A 21,003-nucleotide genomic window follows, 5' to 3' on the forward strand; every position below is an offset into this window, starting at 1 on the left:
ACTCATCAGCGCAAGCCGGAATGACATCAATATACACGCTGACGATCATGCAAACCGAACAGTTCCCGAAATCCTCACCTGGTGGGAGTGTAAGTGTCTAATAACTCTTTGCAATAGCTCTGCACCTGCTCGTATATACTGTGCAATTGCATGTAAAGAGTTGGTGCCAGATCCCAATTTTGTGCGACTGCTGTTTGTTCGAGTTCCTTGCAAAGCACCGCCATATCGGAAGACCCCATCGATCCACACGATCCTTTCAGCTCATGAGCAGCGGATTTCAACTTGCTCGAATCTTTAGCAGTGACAGCGTCGTATATGCGCGTCAACAAAGTATCAGTGGATGACGTGAAAACACCGATCAACTCAATGGCACCATCTATACCGCAAGTCTCTTTCAAGGATTCAAAATTCAACAACCCCGGCGGTCGCACATATACACTGGCCGGAGACTCGTTCTTCTGAGCAGGCTGCACGCCTCGCCATGCGGCCGAATCTGTTTTAAACCAGCGCAATAAGACCTCTTTGAGCTTGGCGGCAGTGACGGGCTTGCTCACATAATCATCCATGCCGGCTGCGATACATTTTTCTCGATCACCTTGCATAGCGTGAGCAGTCATGGCGATAATCGGAATGTGTCGCCCGGTCAGAACCTCAGCCTTGCGAATTGCGCCTGTCGCCTCGAATCCATCCATATCGGGCATCTGACAGTCCATCAGGATAAGAGAGTAGGGCGTATGATTGACGACTTCAACCGCTTCTCGCCCGCTGCCGACAACATGCGCTGAAAATCCAAGTTCTTTGAGCAGCATCATTGCCACTTTCTGATTTACCGGATTATCCTCGGCAACCAGCACCATACCTGTCTTCTGAAAAACTGTCATTTCGGCTGTCGTGTTCAATCGTGGCGGCATGTACGATGCTAACGATTCTTTCTCGGCCCTGTCTTCAGCGCTCAGAACGAGAGCGATGCAATCAAAAAGTCGCGACTGCTTGAGCGGCTTGATCAGGTATGCAGAGAAACCAGCTTGCAGAGCGCCTTCGCCAAGCCTACCTTTATCTTCAGCAGTGCATAGAATCAATTTAGTCTTGCTCAAAATTGGATCTGCCTGCACGGTTTGAGCAAAAGCAAGCCCAGCCGAATTCGGCATAGTGAGCTCAACAATGGCGAGGTCAAACGGCTTTCCACTCTCAACCGCCGCTCGCATCGACGTCAGCGCATCGTTCAGACCCGGTACAGTCTCGCAAATCATGCCCCAATTGGCAGTGTAATCTTGAATAATTTTGGCGGTGCCTTCCAACGTTTCGACAAGCAATACGCGCGTATTTTCAAGATCGAATTTGCCTCGATCGATGGGCTGCTCCGGAGCCGCTTGAGAGCGCTCCAGCGGCACGGAGAACCAGAAAGTCGAGCCCCTACCTTCAGTGCTGCGCACACCGATTCTGCCACCGAGCAATTCCACCAGCAACTTCGCAATTGACAGCCCCAGACCTGTGCCACCATAACGACGCGTAATTGAACCATCAGCCTGAGTGAAAGGTTGAAACAACCTGTAAACGGCTTCCTGAGGCATGCCAATGCCGGTATCGCGAACCGAAAACTTGACGCGGCAACGTTTCTCGTCCATGGCATCTAACGTTGCTTCAACAACAACTTCACCGCTTTCAGTAAACTTGATCGCATTGCTCAATAAATTGAGAAGAATTTGACGCAAACGCCCAGGGTCCCCACGCAACGATGTAGGCACATCCGGGGCGACATAGGTCATCAAGGAGAGTTTCTTCTGTCGCGCTTGACCGGCGATCAACTCCGCCGTACCCTCGACGACGTGTAAAAGCTCGAAGTCGACAATTTCCAACTCCAACTTGCCTGCTTCGATTTTGGAAAAATCAAGGATATCGTTGATGATATCCAGAAGCGCTCTGGCGGAATCTTGAATGATGTTCGCCACCTCGACCTGCTCGTCGGTCAGTCTCGTGCGCATCAACATATCGCTCATGCTGATTACACCATTAATCGGTGTACGAATCTCGTGACTCATATTGGCGAGAAAAACAGATTTAAACCGCGACGCTTCTAAAGCCTGATCGCGAGCCTGTTCCAGCTTAGAGGCAAGCGACTTGAGCTCGCGATTGGCGTTGGCCAGCTCAATCACTCTTTTCTCCAGCGCTTCATTCAATCGCTCAATCTGCTCTTGAGCGCGCTTCCGTTGCTGCACACTGCGCAGCAATGATCGTACACGAGTGACCAGCTCAGCCGGATGGAATGGCTTGAAGAGATACTCGTCAGCACCAGCCTCCCAGCCCTGCAACATGGCTTCGCGCTGTGTGAGCGGCGTCAATAGCACAACTGGAATAACAGCACTTTCAGGTCGAGATTTAACTTCGCGACAAAAACTCAAACCGTCTCGTTTCGGCAACATAACTGCAGCCAGAATCAAGTCAGGATGCCACTCATTAGCAAGAGCAAGCGCTTCTTCTCCGTCAGCAGCAAGCTTGGTCATGCACATTTCATTGAGCAATCCCTGAATGTATGTTGCCAACTCCGCATTATTTTCAGCGATTAGCACTCGCGGCAGATGCTTTCCAACTTCAGTCTTATGCGGCTGCGGAGCGACGGTTACAGACTGCATAACCGGTGACTCGACCCGAGGCAACAACGCGGCTGGAAGTTCAGTCACGGGCGCGAAGACATCGACAGTAAAAAGACTTCCCTGCCCGGTGCCGCTACGCACTGAAACCGTGCCATTCAATAGATCTGCGTACTCTTTAACAAGGGAGAGCCCCAGTCCGACACCTTCAACGTGACGTGATGAGACTTCGTTCAACTGTTTAAATTCCTGAAACAGCGACTTCAACGTTTCATCAGGAATGCCGACGCCGGTATCGAGAACTGACAACTCGAGCCGATCGTCCTTGTGGCGTAACGAGACTTTAACCTGCCCGCCGGCCATAGTAAACTTCACCGCATTTGATATCAAATTGGATACTATGCGTTCGTACATATAGCGATCGATCATGACAAACAAATTTGCTTGCTGAGGATCATAGGTCAAGGTTATGTTTCTCGAAGCAATGATTGACTGGAAATCTGAAACTACAGCCCCAGTTAAAACTGCAACATCTACCGGCTGCCGACTGACCTGAATCGAGCCGGATTGCACTACAGAAAAATCCAAGAGCCCGGATACCATTTGCAGCAAACGCACGGAATTGTTGTGGATTGTGCGAAGCAGAGCACTTTGATCAGCGGTAAGTGCGCCATGATTGCCCATCAGCAACGACTCGAGCGGCGCGAGAATCAAAGTGAGCGGCGTACGCAACTCAGTTGAAACATTAGCCAGCAGGGTAGCTCTACGGTCGTTTGCACTCTGCTTAGATTTGTCACCGCCAAGAAAGCCGACTTTTAGCTGCCTGGTTCGCTCCGATTTATCCCTATTGGAGTCGTTGTTGGACGACTCGCCTTCATCGGACGACTCAGAAGACTCCTTTGACGAGGAGCCCAATCGCCTTAAAACTTTCCAGGAGCTCTTGAAAAACCCGCTCATTCCGACCACCGTTGTTGCGGCTCAATCTATTGAACATCAAACGCTTATTGCCGAGTCACCACCTCTATTATGACTAAACAGTGTGTTTTGGAACCTAGGAAGGGGGATAAATACCAACACTCAAACCTATAACCCTAATAAAGTTATACAGCAGAGATGACAAAACTAGATGTCGAGAAGGTTTCTTGAAAGACTTGCATTGCCCTCCATGTTCACCATATCTGATACCGCAAGGACGGATGGGGGATTTAAAAGTCTTAGCCTATTATACTACATTAGCCACAGGTGAACGTCCAGACCTCGCTCCAAACAGCCGGCATCAGGCTCCAACAGCCAGGTTCAGACGAAGAATTGGAAACGCAGCCAGCCGATCCAAAAACTCTTCAAGCAACAATAATTTTTGCGAGAATTGAATCACAGCGTAGAAAGACGCCCTAGTAGACTCGGTTTAGGCTGGCCAGGCTGGGATGCTGATTCTTCAATTTTCTGCGCCTTCGATTCCAATTTGGCAACGCGCTTCTGCAATTTGTCTTGTGTAGCAGCCGGAACTCCCGGCGCAAGCTCAAGATATGCTTTGTATTGAGCGATTGTTTCACGCATAGTTTTGCTCGTCTGTTCCGACAACTTTTCAATTGTCTGAGCAAGGAACAAATGAGTGTCAGCCACTTTTGGATCCTGATAGGCCGAGAGCCTGTACTTATCGATTGCGCTCTGCAACTGCCGACTGCGCGCCAGATCATTGGCCAGATTCAAGTTCTGCTTCGCTTCCTCTCGCTCCTTGAAGATCAGATCCATGCCACGGTTGGCCCGCTCTGCATTTCCAACAAAACTGGCTGCGCGTTTATATGCAAGCTCAGCGGAGGGAAGATCTTTTATCATCAATGCCAGATCGGCGATAGCGAATAGTTTCGTCGAATCGTTAGTGGAGTTGATCGCTCTATACATCTGTTCTGTGGCTTCATTGTACTTGCCCTGGGCCATCAAGCACTCGGCATAGGCAGGACGTTCTGCGTCAGATTGCGGCAGAGGCATTTTTGCCACACTGACAGGTTGACCGGACAATGCACGCAGTTTGGCATCGACCAGTCGCAACTGCACACTGGTTGGATTCAGCTTCAAAGCCTTTTGAACAAGAATATTAGCCTTAGCGAGATCATTGCTGGCAAAATATGCACCTGATGCTTCCTTTTGAGCCTTCAAATAAAGAGCTCTCGTCACCCCCTCAAGAGGTGCTGCAGTACCCGGAGCAGCAGCATCCGCCAGCTCGAAGTTCTTGATTGCATCATCAAATTTATCAATACGCAATGAGTCGTTGGCAATTCGAATCAGCAGCTCAGGCTCATTTGGCATGATTTCCAGACCCGAATGCAGTTCTGCAATAGCCATCTCCATATCGCCGCGTGATTCGGCAACACCTGCAAGACTCAGATAAGGAGCAGCTTGTTCAGGTTTGATGCGTATTGCCTCTTTGAACTCTTTGATTGCCGCGTTGGTATTACCCTGAGCTTCATAAACTTTGCCCAGCAGTTGATGCACAGGCGAACTGTTTGGATTCTGATAGAGCGAAATATTCAACTCCGCCACCGCGGCTTCGAGCCGATTTTGCTTGAAAGCAACTTGCGCCATACCGAAATGCGCAGTCGAATTGCCCGAGTTAATCGAGATTGCTTTCTTGAAACTTTCAGTAGCTTCACTCAACTTATTCGACAAAACTTGCACGAGTCCAAGTTGCGCATAAGCATTCGAGTAATGCGGATCAAGTTTAATAGCCCCCTGGAAGGCTTGTGCAGCGCGATCATAGCGCCCTTCTTCTTTGTAGACACGTCCAAGTAAAAAGTGAGCTTCCACTACACGAGGATCAGCGTCAAGAGCCAAGTTACATTCTTTTCCGGCTTCTTTCAAAATCTGTGTGCGGCTCTTAATGACAGAGTTGTTGGAGGACTGCAATCGATTGAGCAACACCATCGCTTTTCCGCAATGCGCCACGGCGTTATTCGGGTCGATCTGAAGTAATTTCTCAAACTGCTCATCTGCGGCATCAAGCTTGAACTGTCGTCCCAGCGCCATTCCAAGACCAGCCAGAGCGTTAGTCTCTTTGGCATTCGTGTTCAAAATCGAACGATACAAGTCAGCGGCTTCGGAATATTTTCCATCAAGCATTAAATCAGCAGCAGCTGATAAATCGCGACGGATATTGCTTTTCGCCTCTGGAGAGGCAACCGGCGCAGATGCTTCGGTTTCACCAGCTCCCGTTGGTCTTGCAGCTGCTGGTCGAGTTTCTCCCTGAGAACCAGTCGCGGACTCCGCAGGCTCAGGACTCTGAGCGAAGGACGAATTTAAAAAGAGGTTGCCCGACAAACAAAGAGAAAGTGCCAGTGTGACAGCGCCAACGCGATTAAAACTGCTGATAACGCGTTTTCGATGTGTACGGGACGCCTCTGAACACCTGAACATCTTGTTGCCTCTCACCGACACTGAACATAGTAACTGAACATAGTAATGGTAGTCGGATCGACGCCCCTGGGGGGCCTATGTTCCGCCATCCACATTATGAATCTTAAATCATCGGCTCCTGTGGCGCGTTTGCACAATTGCAAAGGGATCAATTGAATAGGCATCCCTGTCCGTTAAAGATTAACCGTAGGAGTTTCATTAAATGCCGGAAAGCGCCACGGGAAAGGTCAACCGGCATTTGTGTAGTGACTACACGAAATGCGCACAAAGGCTACTTAAGATAAGTCATGAGCATTGCTCAAACGCGCTGTGCAACCGCAGCTCCGAAGTCAACACGACAACTGCTGTGACCCACAGAATCCGACCGAGCCTCAGGTTCCCACGAGGCGACTGATTCGGAAAGACTGAAGACCCTCCGTAGCCCATCAAAGCCCAAGGTACATAAACATGGAAAAATCTACCACCGTCGATAAGCAGTTGACATGCCGTGACTGCCGAAACACGTTCGTGTTCTCCGGAGCCGAACAGGATTTTTTCAAAGACAAAGGTCTTAGCAACGAACCTAAACGTTGCCCTAACTGTCGATTATTGTCTCGCAGCCAGCGCCCGGGCAGCACAGTCCAACAAACAGCCGAAGTGCCATGCAGCGGTTGCGGACGAGCCACTCGTGTGCCGTTTCTGCCAAACGGACACAAACCAGTGATATGCAATACCTGTTTTTACTCCCAAAAAAAGAGTCACTCGCCGACAGATGACGACGGTCACGTCATGTCGGCAGCGAGTTAACGACCAGTAGCAGCCAGCAGGCTGAGGTATTGAGAGGCACGCCAGGGCGCAAACCCAATAAGCCACGGACTTAACAAGAAAACAGCAAAAGCGGCGGTCGCGATTACCGCCGTTTTTTTTGCCATGTTATATCCTGTGGGCACCGATCGACGGTTACCTACGTCTCTAATCCATCGCCATGTCCGGGAGGATTTAATGCTGCCTGTTCCGAAAGACTATGAACCGATGGAGGCAACTCTCACAAGTGAACTGCCGAGAGGCGAAGGCTGGCAGTATGAGCCCAAATGGGATGGATTTCGTTGCCTGGCTTTCAAGGAAGGAAAAGATATTCAGCTGCAATCTAAAAGCGGCCGCGAACTCGGCAGATACTTTCCAGAAATAATCGAATATTTACAGAATCTTGATGCGCCCTGCTTCGTTCTAGACAGTGAAATCGTAGTGCCGTCAGGAAATGAATTTTCCTTTGATGACCTTCTACAGCGCATTCACCCGGCAGCCAGCCGAATAAAGAAACTGGCCCGGGAGACACCGGCAGTAATGATTGTCTTCGACATTCTCACAGACGAAAGGAATGAGTCACTGGTGATGGAACCGCTGAGCAGCAGGCGCGTGAACCTGGAAAAATTCGCAGCGAAATATCTGACCGGCAATTTGAATGTCGTGCTGTCTCCTGCCACCACAAACGCTACCGTCACAGATGATTGGTTGGCAAAGATGGGCAATCGCCTCGATGGCATCGTCGCCAAAAGACTGGATTTGCCATATCAGTCAGGCAACAGAAAAGGCATGCAAAAAGTCAAAAAACTGCGCACTGCTGACTGTGTGGTTGGCGGCTTCCGCTACGCCACAGGCACTAAAAAAGCTATTGGCTCGCTTCTACTTGGTCTGCATGACGAGAAAGGGCTTCTCAATCACGTGGGGTTCAGCTCATCGTTTACCGCGAAGGAGCGGGTTCAACTGGTAGAAAAGCTCGAACCATTGATCGCAAAGCCAGGTTTTACAGGAGACGCTCCGGGCGGTCCAAGCCGCTGGAGCACAGAACGAAGCACTGAATGGGAACCGCTCAAAAATACTTTGATTGCTGAGGTGACATACGATCACTTCACCAATGGGCGATTCAGGCACGGTACACGCTTCGTTCGCTGGAGACCGGACAAAGCGCCTGAACAGTGCACCTACGAGCAGATTCACGGATACAGAGCGCCATCGGTTAAGTCCTGAGGAGACGACATGCTCAAAGAGTACAACCGAAAGCGTGACTTTAAAAAGACGCCAGAACCCAGCGGTAAAGCACCCGCTCAGGCGGACGGCGCTCTCAAATTTGTTATACAGAAGCATGCCGCACGGCGACTCCACTATGATTTTCGCCTCGAGATAGACGGGGTCTTAGTATCCTGGGCGGTACCAAAAGGTCCAGCACTCGATCCCGCCGAAAAGCGACTGGCTGTGCAGACAGAAGACCACCCCATGGATTACGGCAGCTTCGAAGGTATCATCCCGAAAGGCCAGTACGGCGGCGGGGAAGTGATTGTCTGGGATAGTGGCACATACACACCAGATGAAGGCGGCATCCTGTCATGGAACGATAGAGAAGAAGCCCAAGAACGCATGCGTGAAGGTCTTAAGAAAGGAAAAATTTCCATCTTCCTGGAAGGCTCGAAGTTACAAGGCTCCTGGACACTGGTCAAGATCAAAAAGACGGAAAAGGAGTGGCTTTTGATCAAGCACTCCGATGCATTTGTCCGAACAGACAAAGATCCAACCGAAGAGGAAGAATCTGTGCTGACTGGACGCACACTGGCAGATGTGAAGGCGGGGAAAAAAGGAAAGTCCATCAAGGCACCCAGGGTTGAGATAGGCAAAGCAAAACGCTTTCCCCGCACCATAAAGCCTATGACGGCAAGTCTTGCCGAAAGACCATTCAGCAAAGCGGGCTGGGTTTTCGAACCAAAAATGGATGGCATCAGGGCAATCGCATTTATCGAAAACGGACAGGTGACACTTAAATCCAGAAACGACCTTGATTTAACATCGCAGTTTCCGGCGATCGCAGCGAGCCTTAGCAAGTATCCGGGAGATCTGATTTTGGACGGCGAGATAGTCGCTCTAAATGAAAAGGGTCGTCCATCCTTCCAACATCTGCAACAACGCGGCAAACCAACCAAGACGAAATCAGGCGGCAGCGCGCCGATCATTTACTACCTGTTTGACGTCATCCACTGCCAGGGGCGCAGCCTCGAAGACGAACCTCTATCTGAGAGACGCAGAATTCTTGTCGAACAAATCAGACCAACTCACGACATCCGCATCATCGAACAATTCCCAACAGAGGGAGAGTCAGCCTATGAAGCTTGTGTCGCCAATGAGCTCGAAGGCGTAGTAGGCAAGCGCATCGACAGCACATATGAAGTGGGGCATCGATCAAAAAACTGGCTCAAGATCAAATCAACTGCCAGCGCAGAATTCTTGATTTGCGGATACACCGAGGGCACCGGAGCGCGAAATCACACATTCGGTTCTCTTATTCTTGGTACTCACGACGAGCAGGGCAAGCTCGTCTATGTAGGCGGCGTAGGAACGGGCTTTGACGACAAGAAACTAAAAGCACTGATGAAACTGATGAAGCCACTCGTGGTCACCAGGTGCCCATTCAGCAAAAAGCCGCCGGGTAAACTGAACCCAACCTGGGTAAAACCAGAATTAATTGCCGAAATAAAATTCGCCGAATGGACTCAAGATAAAATCCTCCGCGCTCCAGTATTCCTGCGCCTCAGAGAGGACATTGAGCAAGACGAAGTCAAATCAACACCGATGGTACAGATTAGCGATTTGAAGGCAGTCAAGTCGACAAAAGGCACCATCAAGAATGATCAAATTGACGAGAAGAACGAGCGCTCCACTTCTAAAACTGCAACCGGGGCAGGCTACAGCAAGAAGCAATCAAAGCATGCGAAGCAACTGGAGAACAGCGAGGAGGATTCCATGACCGCGGAAATTCTAGAGCAGCTAGACACGGACGGGGAAAAACTCGAGCTGGAAGTGGAAGGAAACAAGATTGCCTTCTCCAATCTGAACAAGGTTTTCTGGCCGGCGACTCCGGATATGGAAGCCGTAACGAAACGCGATTATGCTAAATATCTGACCAGAGTAGCACCATATTTGCTACCACATCTGCGCGACCGGCTCATTACAATGGTGCGGTTCCCCAACGGCATCGGTCAGGGTAAGTTCTATCAGAAGCATTGGGAGCACAAGCTGCCACCATTTGTAGAAACAGTCAGACACTTCACAGAACACGCGGGAGTAGATCAAGATTTTCTCGTCTGCAACAATCTGTCGACCCTGCTGTGGCTGGCGCAGATTGCAGATTTAGAACTGCATACATCGCACACACGCAACAATCCACAGCCCGAAGGCTCGACACTTCCACGAAAGTATACGGGCGATGCAGAGACCCTGGAAGCATCTCTGATGAACTACCCGGATTACATGGTCATCGATCTCGACCCATACACCTACAGTGGCAAGGAAAAGAAGGGAGAAGAGCCCGAGCTGCACGAAAAAGGCTTTAAGCAAGCATGTCAGGTTGCTCTCTGGGTGAAGGAGCTGCTCGACAGCCTTAAAATCGCTGCCTTCATCAAAACCTCGGGCCGAACCGGGCTCCACATCTATGTGCCAATTGTAAGAACTATTGACTATCCAACAGTGCGGATGCTCGCCGAGATTATCGGCAAACAGGTAATGAAACAGCACCCTGAAGATGTGACGATGGATTGGGCGATTGTCAAACGCACAGGCAAAGTTTTCTTCGATCACAACATGAATGCGCGCAGCAAAACACTGGGGTCAATTTACTCGCCACGAATTGCCCCGGAAGCGACTATTTCGACACCAATCGAATGGAGTGAATTAGGCCACGTATACCCGCACGACTTTACGATGCGCACTGTACCAGAGCGCTTGAAAGAAAAAGGCGATCTCTGGGCCGATATTCTAGATCACAAAAATGACCTGGAGAAAATCCTGATCAACACCGATAAGGCACCATCTGCCATGGAAACACAAGTGGCAGCCAAGAAACGCAAACGCAAGTCAGCTGGTTAAGACTGTTTGGATACTCAGAATTCGTCAGATCGCAGGATTCGTCAGATCGCAGGATTCGTCAGATCGCAGGATTCGTCAGATCGCAGGATTCGTCAGATCGCAGGATTCGTCAGGTCAGGATTGATCAGATTTAGGATTTGACAGCCGTCTCAGTTTTGTTCCCTGCACCGGGCCCGAAGACCAGATAACTACCGACAATTGCGCTGACTACAGCCGCTCCAAGTGTTGCCGGGGTGTTCCATCTTGATTCCGGAACCGATGTGGCGATGATTGCAAGAGCATTGTGCGAAGCGTGGAAGAGCATAGAAGGAAATATCGAGCCGCCGCGAAAGACCATTAGTGTCAGAATGATTCCAAGAAAAGTGGTCGGCAAAAGCCGATAGCCACTCAAATGAAAAAATCCGAACAAAACTCCGACCAGAATGCAACATCCAACGGTATTGAACCTGCGTCTCAGCAAACCAAAGATCGCCCCACGAAAGAGCACTTCTTCACAAATACCAGGCATCACAGCCATGGCAAAAAGAATCATCCACATGGGCTGATCTCTGGTACTCATCATGTCAGTCAAAGCTTTAGCAAAGGTTTCCGACATCGGTAAAACGCTACTTTGCAGATTCACCAGTACTTCCGTGAGAAGCACCGTTCCTGGTGCCATTAGCGGAGCGCCCAAGAGATCTCGCCAACGCGGCTTGTTAAAACTGAATACCTCTTTGAACGGCAACCTGAGCCAGGCTACCAGCGCAAACGACGGCAGACAAATAACAAACAGTTGAGTCATTATCATGCCGTAAACTTTGTCTAGAACCTGTGCGATCTGACCGATATAGAACATGGCGATAAAAGTACAGGCATACAAAATGGCTACAATTCGGTCGTAATCTTTCCGGCGTGCGGGCGAGACCTGAATTTTGAAAAGAGTTTCCTCCTTGCTCAAAAGATCAATTGCAATGCGGCTCACATACAGTCCGTAGCAACTCGAGCTGACAAAAGTAACGAGAACGGCAGTCCAATTGATTTCACCACGCAAAATTTCGGTCATACAAACACAGACATTCGAAACCGGCACAATATAAATGGCAGCCGGCAGGTGCTTTACAGGAAACAGCGACACTGCCGACAAAAACATTGCCGCCATCAGGTACGGAATGCTGTAACCCTGCCCTTGCTGAAAGTTACGAGCATAAGCTGAAATCCACACACCAATTGAACCGAAGAGCAAAATAAGCGGAAAAGCAAGTGGAACAGTCAAAAATATATTTGTTGGAGAAAGAGAGAGAACAAAAGCGCCCGAGCCATCTTCAATTTTGCTCAAGCTCGTACTGAGCATGAGAATCAGACTCGTTAGCAGCAAGACAACTGTGACGAGTCCGATTGAAAAAACGACGAGAAGTTTTCCGTAAACGATACTCTCACGCCGAATTGCAGACACCAGCAGCACAGGCAGCGTGCCACGCTCTCGCTCGCCGGTGATCAAATCGATGGCGGGAAATAACGTTCCTGTCAAAATCAAAAGCACAAGCGTCAAAGGCAGGGTCAAGCTCAACCAGGCGCCAGTTCGCCTGGACGGATCTTCGACGTTGACGGAATTGAAGTGCAACCGTTTCAACCAGGGTGTTTCAATGCCTGCATCCGTCATTCTCTTTTCAGAGATCTGCAAACGCATTTCTCTAAGCAAATTGCAAACGCGAAGAAACGCACCATTGCTATCTTTCAGTTCATCAACCTGAACTGTGATCGCAGGTGTTGCACTGGCTTTGACATAAGGCGTCGTAATATCACACGGCACATTCACAACCACTTCTGTTTTGCCGCTCTTAAGCATTTCCGTGGAATCGGATGCTTCGTCCAACAGTCTTATCTGCTTGTCTCTAGCAAACTGCTCCTTGACCCAGGCAGCACCTGGTCCCGTAACAATCACACGTGCCACACCGGCGTCATTCTTAGCGCGTCTTTCAACCATGATTTTCGACGCAACAACGAGGCTGACGGGATAAAGAATCAACGGCACCAGAATGCCGACGCACAAAGTACGCCAGTCTCTGACTGTTTCCTTAAACTCCTTGCGGAAGACTGTAAAAATTTCAGACGAATTCACTGCCGGCGTCCTGAACTATTGCGAGAAATATGTCTTCCAAATAATGCTTGCCGGTTTTCTCACGGAGCTCATCGAGACGCCCGAGTGCAAAAATCTTGCCCTTATAAACAATGGCGATGCGGTCACATAACTTTTCAGCTTCACTCATAATGTGCGTCGACAGCAGAACACATTTTCCACTTTCTTTACAGCCTTGAATAAACTGATGCATCGATTGAATGGCCAGCACATCCAGTCCACTTGTAGGTTCATCCAGAACCACAACTGGCGGATCGTGAACTACGGCTCTTGCGATCGAGACCTTTTGTTTCATGCCGGTTGAGAGCTTCTCGCAGCGTGTATCTGCAAACGATTCGATGTGAAGCATTTTGATCACCTGGTCAACCCGGCTATTAACAGCTTGCGCGGGATATTTACTGAGCTGGGCAAAGTAAACCAGTATCTCTCTCGGGGTCAGACGTTCATACAGTCCCGACTCAGCAGAAAGAAAACCGAGACAACGACGCACCTCTGTTGGTGCTTCCGCGGCATCAAAACCCTCTACTTTCACTGTGCCGGAATCTGGTGTCAGAATTGTGCCGATCATCCGCATCGTTGTAGTTTTACCAGCGCCGTTTGGACCTAAAAGACCAAGAATTTCTCCGTGATCACAGGAGAAGCTGATGTCATCAACGGCTGCGAAGTCGCCGCGCTTTGGATCGTAAAAATGCTTCGTCAGATGGCTCACTTCTACAGTCATGCTGTTTTCACCGTTTCGCCCTTCTTTTTTCTTCCACCCTCAACCTGAGTTTCAAAGTTACGACGTACAAAAAAGAGAATTAGAACTACAATTAGCCATGGTTCGAGAATTGCAATCGCAGCGGGGAGTATCGCCGGATTGTCAAATTTCCGCATGATCAAGAGATTGGCAATCGGAATCAGTGCTGTTTTTATGTTGAATTGAATACCTGGGATCATCGCAATCGTGGGCAGTGCCATCAGAAAGATCATGGGCAGGCTGACCAGCATTTGTGCAGATTTTATAGTCTTCCCGTAGCCGGCGACGCACAAGTAGATAGCCGATAGCAATGCACCGGTACTGCAGAAAAATGCCACCATCAACAGTACTTCCGGAAGGGTCGGGATCTGTATCATCTGTCTAATTCGATGAACCATGATCGCACCCATTGTCAGGTAATAACTGCCGGTAGTGATTGTCAGATGCTGAAAATCGCTTACCACCTGAGTCAGACTAAATGAATGACCGAGCATACTGCCAAACAAAAAGAGAACAAACAGACCCAGACAAAACAGATTGAATGCTGCCCCGCCGATACAGATGGCAGCCACGGTGACAAATTTCGCGACAATTACAACCAGTCGATCGATAGGCAGCAGAAGCGTTGTAAGAAATGTTTTCTTCTCATGCTCTTCCGCCATCATACAAACGCTTGCTGGTCCACCAATTACTGTCATCATTAAAATCGTGAAGGTGACAAGCAATGCCACCAACTTATCCAGCAATTCCTTGACTTCGCCATCTGTCGGTCCTGCCGTTTTAGGCTTCTTTAAACCCTTACGTTCGACAGTGAACACATTGAGAATATCGGTCGAAAGTCCCTTCTCCTGCAGCTTTGCCTTTAATCCTTTGAATCGAGCTTCGCGGATTTCCGTTTCAATCATCTCGGCAACCGTCCCTAGATGACTCGACGTCTCGTGAGCTTGAATCGAAATCTCATTCGTAGCGGCATCGACTTGTACTACTGCAATGGCGTTCCGTTTCAGTTCAGCTAATTTTGGAGAGTCTGTCGCAACCAAACTTGCATCGCGCGAACGCTCATCAACCGCCGAACTGCCTGGCAAAGAACCGGCAGATGAAGCATTGTCTTCAATGACAGTAAAGTGCTTCTTCAGCCGCAGTCCTTCGGCTATTGCGGCTGAAAGCGGTGAGACACCTTTGACATACACGACATCTCTGTTTTTCTCTTGCATGCTGGCGTACCAGAGCGATGCTTCATTCACAAAAACAGCCGACAATGGATAAAGCACTAGCGGCAGCAAGAACGCATAGATCAATACATCCGGGTCACGGGCGCAACAGGTCAATTCTTTGCGTAAAACCAACCAGAAGTTATTCATTGATTTCGAGGATCACGATAGTAAACGGACGAAAGCTTTGAGCAAAATTCGTTAATAGCGTGCCCTATAATCGAAAGTTTTGATTGCATCCGCCAAACCTTGCGCCAAACCAACCTTTCGAAGATGCTCGAAAGATACAGTCTGCACTATATCAAAATGGGCCCCATTAGCCACCAGATTATTGTCGATCTCGGCTAGAAATTGTTGACCCATGAAATCTCGTCCACCAATCTGAAAGAAAACAACAGTCAGCTCACGTGGGTCCTGAATCATGTTGCTCGCATGAATCAAAACATCTTTGACCATCTGCACCTGCTCCCGAGGATGGGGCACTCCGTCAGTGATCACGGCGATCAAGCGCGGTTTAGCGCCATCACTGCGACTGTTCATCAAATAGTCGTTAAGTCTGTCAGCCAGGGGTTCAGCAAGCCTGGTGTTAAGAGCAAGCGGCGTGCGCGCGAATAAGGTTGTAATCTGCTGTGGACTCTGATGCTCATACACAACAAAATTGCGATTGAAAGAGGTGAGCGTTATTCCCTGCCCTGCAAAGGGAGCCAATTGGCGGGCCAGGTCAACAGACTGAGCACCGCACCAGCCCCATCGAGACATCAATCCGGGGCAATCGGGTCGGCGCATAGACATTGACGCATCAACGATCAACTCCACATCATACCGAGAGAGCACGCGAGCAGTTTCAGAAACCTTAGCCGCAAACATCTGCTCCTGATTTTGCTCAACGAAGTCTGACAGGCGCTCAGCATTCATCTGGAAGGGCGTTTTCGATTGCAACGCAGTATCAGGCCGCGGCAGCCTCAGTTTAAGGTCGATTGACCCAGATTGAACGCCTGCCTGAGCGGATGAGTTGTCTTGTTCAGCGCCCGTTAACACCTTAGAAAACCCAGCCTGACCATACAGCAGCTTACCTTTTCCCGGACTATTGTCTGTCGGCTGAGCAGGGTCCGAGACCGGAGACGGAGCGGAGACCGGAGAGGGAGCGGAGACCGGAGAGGGAGCAGAGTTTGCCCGGCGAAAAGACGGTGCAGGCATCGGAGTCTGTGCATTAACAGGCTGAATTAAAAAGCTGTCGCATTTGAATGCTAAAAAAACGGCGCAAAAGAGAAGCGACAGCAAGGAAAAAGCGGCTGTGGATTTCGTACTCATACATCTATAAACGTCGAATCCGACCAAAAAGTTCAAAACCACAGATTAAATATGAGTGGAAACAGCCCTCGTCAAACGCCAACCAGGCAGGCCATCTTCATTGCCGAGAAGTTCGCTTCGCCCGCCTGTTTTCAAGGTTCTAAAGGCATCCAATGTCAGTACAGTCTGCCTTGCCTCAGGAGGCTTTTCTTTGTCGACTCTCCAGAACCCGCGCGGGCTCGCTTTTAGCTCCGAAGTCCCGCCGCGTTTCGCCCTTCTGCCCGGCTGCACACTATCACAGCCCCGCAAAATATACTCCAGATCGTCGACGTCCAGCCCGTATATATCGGCGATCAAGGCATCAAGCGCACAACGGAGCCGAAGTCGTTCGGTCTCCTCAAGTTTTGAACTATTCTCAGCCGGAGACATAAATGCTTTGAGCGCCGGGGCAAAGTGCCTTTCATTCCAATTCAGGCGCGCCGCAATTTCTAAGATCGCGACATCTGAAAAAAGCAGTTCCGGTCGAGGCAGAAAACACTCCTGCAAAATGAAGTAATTGAGATTATTTCCAACCAGTCGCAAACGCAACAAATAATCGAAAACAAAACTGTTTAAACAAGCTGACAGAGCTAAAACAACCTTCGGGTCCGAACAGTGGAAAGTGGGTACGGAGTTGCCGCATGGGTACTGTCCCAGGCAAGCAGCGATCATTGAACGCATGTTCGTCGCAGAACCCACACCGAGAAATCCGAGTTTGAGAGCACCAATATCGGTACCAGATTCAGCGACAAGCCGGCTGCCAGAATCGGCACCAGGCTCCCTGCCGGACAGTCCACTCGTCGCCAGTCCATTCGCAGCCAATCCCTTCGCAGCCAACTCCTTGACCGATACCAGATACTGAGGCAAAACTCTTCCATCCGGAACCGGCAACCAGAGTGCCTGTCGTCCCTTTCCCCGGACCCAGCCCTTTTGCGACACATCGAACTGCCCGATCATCCGTCCCTCATAAAGAGGCAAAGCGATCTCAACAATATCTTCCTCAGCAATTACAAAGCCACCACATGCAGAGGCAAACCATTCACAACTATCACCGGCACGGGCAACGGGTACACTATCAGTCCCGGATCCTTTCCAGTGACCCAAAAGCCACCTGCCCCGAACATCAGCCTTATAGCCGCGATGCTCGGCATCGTCACGCAAAATAAATTTGCTCGAATCGTTTGTCATATCAAACTCACGGCGAAATTTCAGATCGAAAGTCGTCGCAAATTCCTCGAACCGAATATTGTTATTCGCAAGTTTTTCGACCAACTGCAAGTCGCGCACACTGTCAACTTCCGGTACAGACAGCCAATTGGGACTGATCAATTTCAACTGTGCCAGCGTCAATTTGATCGGTTGACACTCTTTAGCATGTTCGATACTGCGAAGGTCAAAACTGGCAGTCAACTCTTTTGTTTCGCCGCTTTTTCGAACATGAAGCAAGCAAAATTTAAAAGAGCGATGGATTTCGAAAATTCCTTCTGAATTTTGAAAAGCCCGTAAATAGCGCCACTCATGGTCTCTCAAAAGAGCTTGCCTGAGCTCGGATGATCCTTTATCAGAGTACAAACTGGACGGAACAATCAAAGACACGACTCCGCCCGACCTGACAATCATCAACGACAATTCAACAAATAATTTGTAGGCGTTGATATCAGATGTACCTTGCATTCTGAAGCAACCGCTGTTTAGAATCCACTGACTGAACAGCTTATAGTTGTTCCGATATCGCATCCATTCATCATCTACATCAGCCTCAGCCCGCAGTTCATCTTGTTTTCGCAAAGCTTCCTGCTTACCGAGCGTCCAGAACCGTTCATGTTTTTGCTGAAAGAACTCACGCGAATTCGGCTTGATTATCTCCCAGGGCGGATTGCCCAGAACAGCATCAAATCCCGAATCACTTGAACTAAAAAGAGCAGGAAATTGCAGCGGCCAGTGGAAGTACTTAAAGGGATTGATATCACCATCTGCGCTTCCCAACAGATCATTACAGAGAGAATCACTCTCAGCCTGTCCAAAATCTTTGCTCTTCTGCAGTTCTTCAACGAGACGTGAACCGGGCAAGATTCCTACAAGCGAATTGCCGCATTTCAACTTCTGCTCAAGCGCAATCTCAATCTCCTCATGCGGCGTGATACCACACTGCAAAGCAAGTAAATGTCGAGCAACACGCACCGCCGCAAAGTCGAGGTCGACTCCATATAGACAATTGACGGCAACATCTCGGCGACATTCAACAAGAGTAGATGTGGCATCACCTGCAAAAGAACGACTCTCGAAGAGACGCTCCGATAGATAAGAAAGCGCTGCGCTCAGAAAGATTCCACAGCCCATAGAAGGGTCGACAATTTTCAGCGCTAGAATTCTCTCAGGGCTCAAGAGTTGGCCTGATGGAGTGAAAACCAGTTCTTTCAGTGCATCTTCCACTGTTAAGGAAGCCAGATTTAACGGCGTGTAGAAATTGCCGAGCTGTTTTTTACTCTTTTCAATAGCTACTACGGAGCACTGTCCTGATTTCCCGCCTTTCACCGTATAGAGCAAGAGATGCTCATAAGCGCAGCCAAGCAACGTGCACAACTCATCCGTAGACACTGTGATCTTGGCTGACTGCAAATAACCGGGCAAAAACTTGACGGCGTCAACAAACAAGTCGGGAAGAATTTCAGCACAATTGCAAATTTCGCTTTTGCAATTTTCAACCAGGCGCTGCCGCACAAAAGCGATCGCTACCTCTTTCAGTTGATCGAGGAGCCGCTCATCCAATTTTTCATGCTGCAACAATTTGCTTTGCCCGGACATGCCGACATTGTATGCCCTGCGCCAGACAGCGAGCGAGTGAATTTTTTATCTGAAAGCGCAGCGAGAGCGATGGTTTATGCGGGCTTGCCCCAATACCAACCCTGTCCGAATTCTATGCCGATCTCCAAAAGCAGATCCAGTTCGTCTTTTCTTTCGATGCCTTCGGCAATGAGCTCAGCACCCAGTGCGTTCACAACTTTCACAAGTCGGCGCAACAACCGAGCCTTCGCTGGTTCATCTGCTATTCCCGACACATACTTACGGTCAATCTTGACGATGTCCGGCTCGAGAATGATCAAACTTTCAAGCGAAGAACGCCCGAACCCAACGTCATCGATAGCCACCAAAATTCCGTTTTCCTTCAAGGCGGCAACGTGATCTCTCAAATATGCAGGGTCGCCTATAAACTGTTGTTCGCTGATTTCAATGCAGAAATTGCCCGGTTTTCGATTCGGCGGAAACAAGGTCAACAGCCTGTCTATTGGCGTGTCGATGATCGTCGAAGGGAATAAATTGACGTGGAAGCGAGTATTTTGATCAAATTTGGGATCAAGACTGGCATTCAGACACGTTTTCAGACATCGCAAATCAACAATGGTAAGCAAATTATATTCACAACTGACCCGGAAGAGGTCGTCAGGCATCTCGAAAGCGCCAGCAGGACCGCGGCTGAGGATCTCATGTCCGAAAATCGACTGATCTTTCAAGCGATACAGCGGCATAGAGACGGCTCTGAAGCAATCGCCCTTACGCAGCTTTTCGGTTAGCTCGGCAAGCGCCTCTTTATCAGCATTCTCGACGTTGTTCTTGTGCTTTTCGCCTGACGAGACGCGATTTTTTCCAAGCAATTTGCTTTCGCGAATAGCCAGTCGTGCCAGGGACAACACTTCTTCAATCGAACAGAACTCATACGGAAGCGCGAGCACTCCTAAACTGGCAGTCACGCGAATCGTCTCGGAGGCCAGGCGCAGTGGACTTTCAGCCACAGACAGACGAATCTTCTCGGCAACCAACATGCCTTCAGCCAGCCTGGTGTCAGGCAGGAGCAACAAAAATTCATCGCCGCCAATGCGGGCAATATGATCGGTAGGTCGCACCGTTTCACGCAGCCGACCAGAGATCTCCTTGAGAACAACATCACCGACTGCGTGACCAAGCGACGCATTGATGCGATCAAAATCGTCGCAATCGAGCATTACCGCAACCAGGTTCCAGCCCTGGCGTTGAGCACGATTGAATTCGCTTTGCAGTGCTCTCTCCAACCCGATGCGATTTAATACCTCTGTCAGCGCATCGATATTGGCCAGGGTTTCCAATCGACTGGTAGCCGCTTCGAGCCTGAAGGTCGCATCCTTCAAAGCCTCTTCAGTTTTCTTCAGCTCAACTGCATGGCGCATCGATTGAAGCAAGGCGCGATGGTCGATTCCCTGCTTCATCAGGTAATCGTGAGCTCCATTGCGAACCGCTTCGACCGCGACTTTTTCTTCCTCCGAGTTACTGAGAACCAGCACAGGCACTCGGCCCGCCTGCTCCTTCACACGCAAAAACGCGTCTAATCCGTTCTCAGTCGATAACGACAGTAATACTAAGTCGACACCACCTTCCCCTAACCTCGTCAAGCCTTTGCTGAGGCGGTCGGTGAATTCCATTGCGAAGTTGGCCCCTGCCGCTTCGCGAAGCACCTCTCGAAGCGAGCTGGCTTCCCGAGTGTTCTCTTCAATCAGCAGGACCTTTGTTTTTTCCAGTTCCATCTGTGCCGTACCAGTTGATTCCATTTTGATTTGCTCGAAAACCCGTTTATACCAGGAAGTTGTAAATAGTAATTGTTGCCAAGCGCGGATCGGCTAAGATCGCCCTCCAATTTCTTGCCATTCCCGGAAAGAGGAAAGTCATATCGCATTTCCTTTCTAATTG

General features: G+C 49.6%; 11 protein-coding genes. 3 read left to right on the top strand and 8 right to left on the bottom strand.

Annotated features, from left to right (window positions below):
- Positions 1-74: 74 nt before the first annotated feature.
- Complete coding sequence (locus tag EKK48_14185) at positions 75-3,545, bottom strand: response regulator (protein ID RTL41509.1); 3,471 nt, start codon at positions 3,543-3,545, stop codon at positions 75-77.
- 414 nt (positions 3,546-3,959) lie between these two features.
- Positions 3,960-5,999, bottom strand: a complete 2,040-nt coding sequence (locus EKK48_14190; GenBank protein RTL41510.1) for a tetratricopeptide repeat protein — start codon at positions 5,997-5,999, stop codon at positions 3,960-3,962.
- A gap of 447 nt (positions 6,000-6,446) precedes the next feature.
- Between EKK48_14190 and EKK48_14195 the strand changes: the two genes are divergently transcribed.
- The 3 genes from EKK48_14195 (at position 6,447) to EKK48_14205 (ending at position 10,889) form a co-directional block, all read left to right on the top strand.
- Positions 6,447-6,785, top strand: coding sequence for a zinc-binding protein (locus EKK48_14195; protein RTL41511.1), 339 nt, complete (start codon positions 6,447-6,449; stop codon positions 6,783-6,785).
- 195 nt (positions 6,786-6,980) lie between these two features.
- Complete coding sequence (locus tag EKK48_14200; GenBank protein RTL41512.1) at positions 6,981-8,006, top strand: ATP-dependent DNA ligase; 1,026 nt, start codon at positions 6,981-6,983, stop codon at positions 8,004-8,006.
- Positions 8,007-8,015: 9 nt separating this feature from the next.
- The gene (locus EKK48_14205) at positions 8,016-10,889 is read left to right on the top strand and encodes an ATP-dependent DNA ligase (GenBank protein ID RTL41513.1); all 2,874 of its coding nucleotides are present in this window, start codon (positions 8,016-8,018) and stop codon (positions 10,887-10,889) included.
- A 130-nt stretch (positions 10,890-11,019) separates the two neighbouring features.
- Here EKK48_14205 and EKK48_14210 read toward each other — a convergent pair whose 3' ends face one another.
- The 6 genes from EKK48_14210 to EKK48_14235 form a co-directional block, all read right to left on the bottom strand.
- Positions 11,020-12,987, bottom strand: a complete 1,968-nt coding sequence (locus EKK48_14210; protein ID RTL41514.1) for a CPBP family intramembrane metalloprotease — start codon at positions 12,985-12,987, stop codon at positions 11,020-11,022.
- Positions 12,974-13,726 (bottom strand): ABC transporter ATP-binding protein, encoded by a 753-nt coding sequence (locus tag EKK48_14215; protein RTL41515.1) that lies wholly within the window; start codon positions 13,724-13,726, stop codon positions 12,974-12,976. Before EKK48_14215 ends, EKK48_14210 begins: the two co-directional genes overlap by 14 nt.
- Positions 13,723-15,105: a hypothetical protein gene (locus EKK48_14220; GenBank protein ID RTL41516.1), complete on the bottom strand. Its 1,383-nt coding sequence runs from the start codon at positions 15,103-15,105 to the stop codon at positions 13,723-13,725. Before EKK48_14220 ends, EKK48_14215 begins: the two co-directional genes overlap by 4 nt.
- 51 nt (positions 15,106-15,156) lie before the next feature.
- The gene (locus tag EKK48_14225; GenBank protein ID RTL41517.1) at positions 15,157-16,266 is read right to left on the bottom strand and encodes a hypothetical protein; all 1,110 of its coding nucleotides are present in this window, start codon (positions 16,264-16,266) and stop codon (positions 15,157-15,159) included.
- Between the two features lie 45 nt (positions 16,267-16,311).
- Positions 16,312-19,089, bottom strand: coding sequence for a hypothetical protein (locus EKK48_14230; protein ID RTL41518.1), 2,778 nt, complete (start codon positions 19,087-19,089; stop codon positions 16,312-16,314).
- Positions 19,090-19,163: 74 nt separating this feature from the next.
- Positions 19,164-20,864, bottom strand: coding sequence for an EAL domain-containing protein (locus EKK48_14235; protein RTL41519.1), 1,701 nt, complete (start codon positions 20,862-20,864; stop codon positions 19,164-19,166).
- Between the last annotated feature and the right edge of the window lie 139 nt (positions 20,865-21,003).

Source organism: Candidatus Melainabacteria bacterium (genome assembly GCA_003963305.1).
Taxonomy (GTDB): Bacteria; Cyanobacteriota; Vampirovibrionia; order Obscuribacterales; family Obscuribacteraceae; genus PALSA-1081.

Coding starts and splice junctions, on each gene's coding strand:
- EKK48_14185 (RTL41509.1), bottom strand. CDS start 3,545: ATGAGCGGGTTTTTCAAGAGCTCCTGGAAAGTTTTAAGGCGATTGGGC.
- EKK48_14190 (RTL41510.1), bottom strand. CDS start 5,999: ATGTTCAGGTGTTCAGAGGCGTCCCGTACACATCGAAAACGCGTTATC.
- EKK48_14195 (RTL41511.1), top strand. CDS start 6,447: ATGGAAAAATCTACCACCGTCGATAAGCAGTTGACATGCCGTGACTGC.
- EKK48_14200 (RTL41512.1), top strand. CDS start 6,981: ATGCTGCCTGTTCCGAAAGACTATGAACCGATGGAGGCAACTCTCACA.
- EKK48_14205 (RTL41513.1), top strand. CDS start 8,016: ATGCTCAAAGAGTACAACCGAAAGCGTGACTTTAAAAAGACGCCAGAA.
- EKK48_14215 (RTL41515.1), bottom strand. CDS start 13,726: ATGACTGTAGAAGTGAGCCATCTGACGAAGCATTTTTACGATCCAAAG.
- EKK48_14220 (RTL41516.1), bottom strand. CDS start 15,105: ATGAATAACTTCTGGTTGGTTTTACGCAAAGAATTGACCTGTTGCGCC.
- EKK48_14225 (RTL41517.1), bottom strand. CDS start 16,266: ATGAGTACGAAATCCACAGCCGCTTTTTCCTTGCTGTCGCTTCTCTTT.
- EKK48_14230 (RTL41518.1), bottom strand. CDS start 19,089: ATGTCCGGGCAAAGCAAATTGTTGCAGCATGAAAAATTGGATGAGCGG.
- EKK48_14235 (RTL41519.1), bottom strand. CDS start 20,864: ATGGAATCAACTGGTACGGCACAGATGGAACTGGAAAAAACAAAGGTC.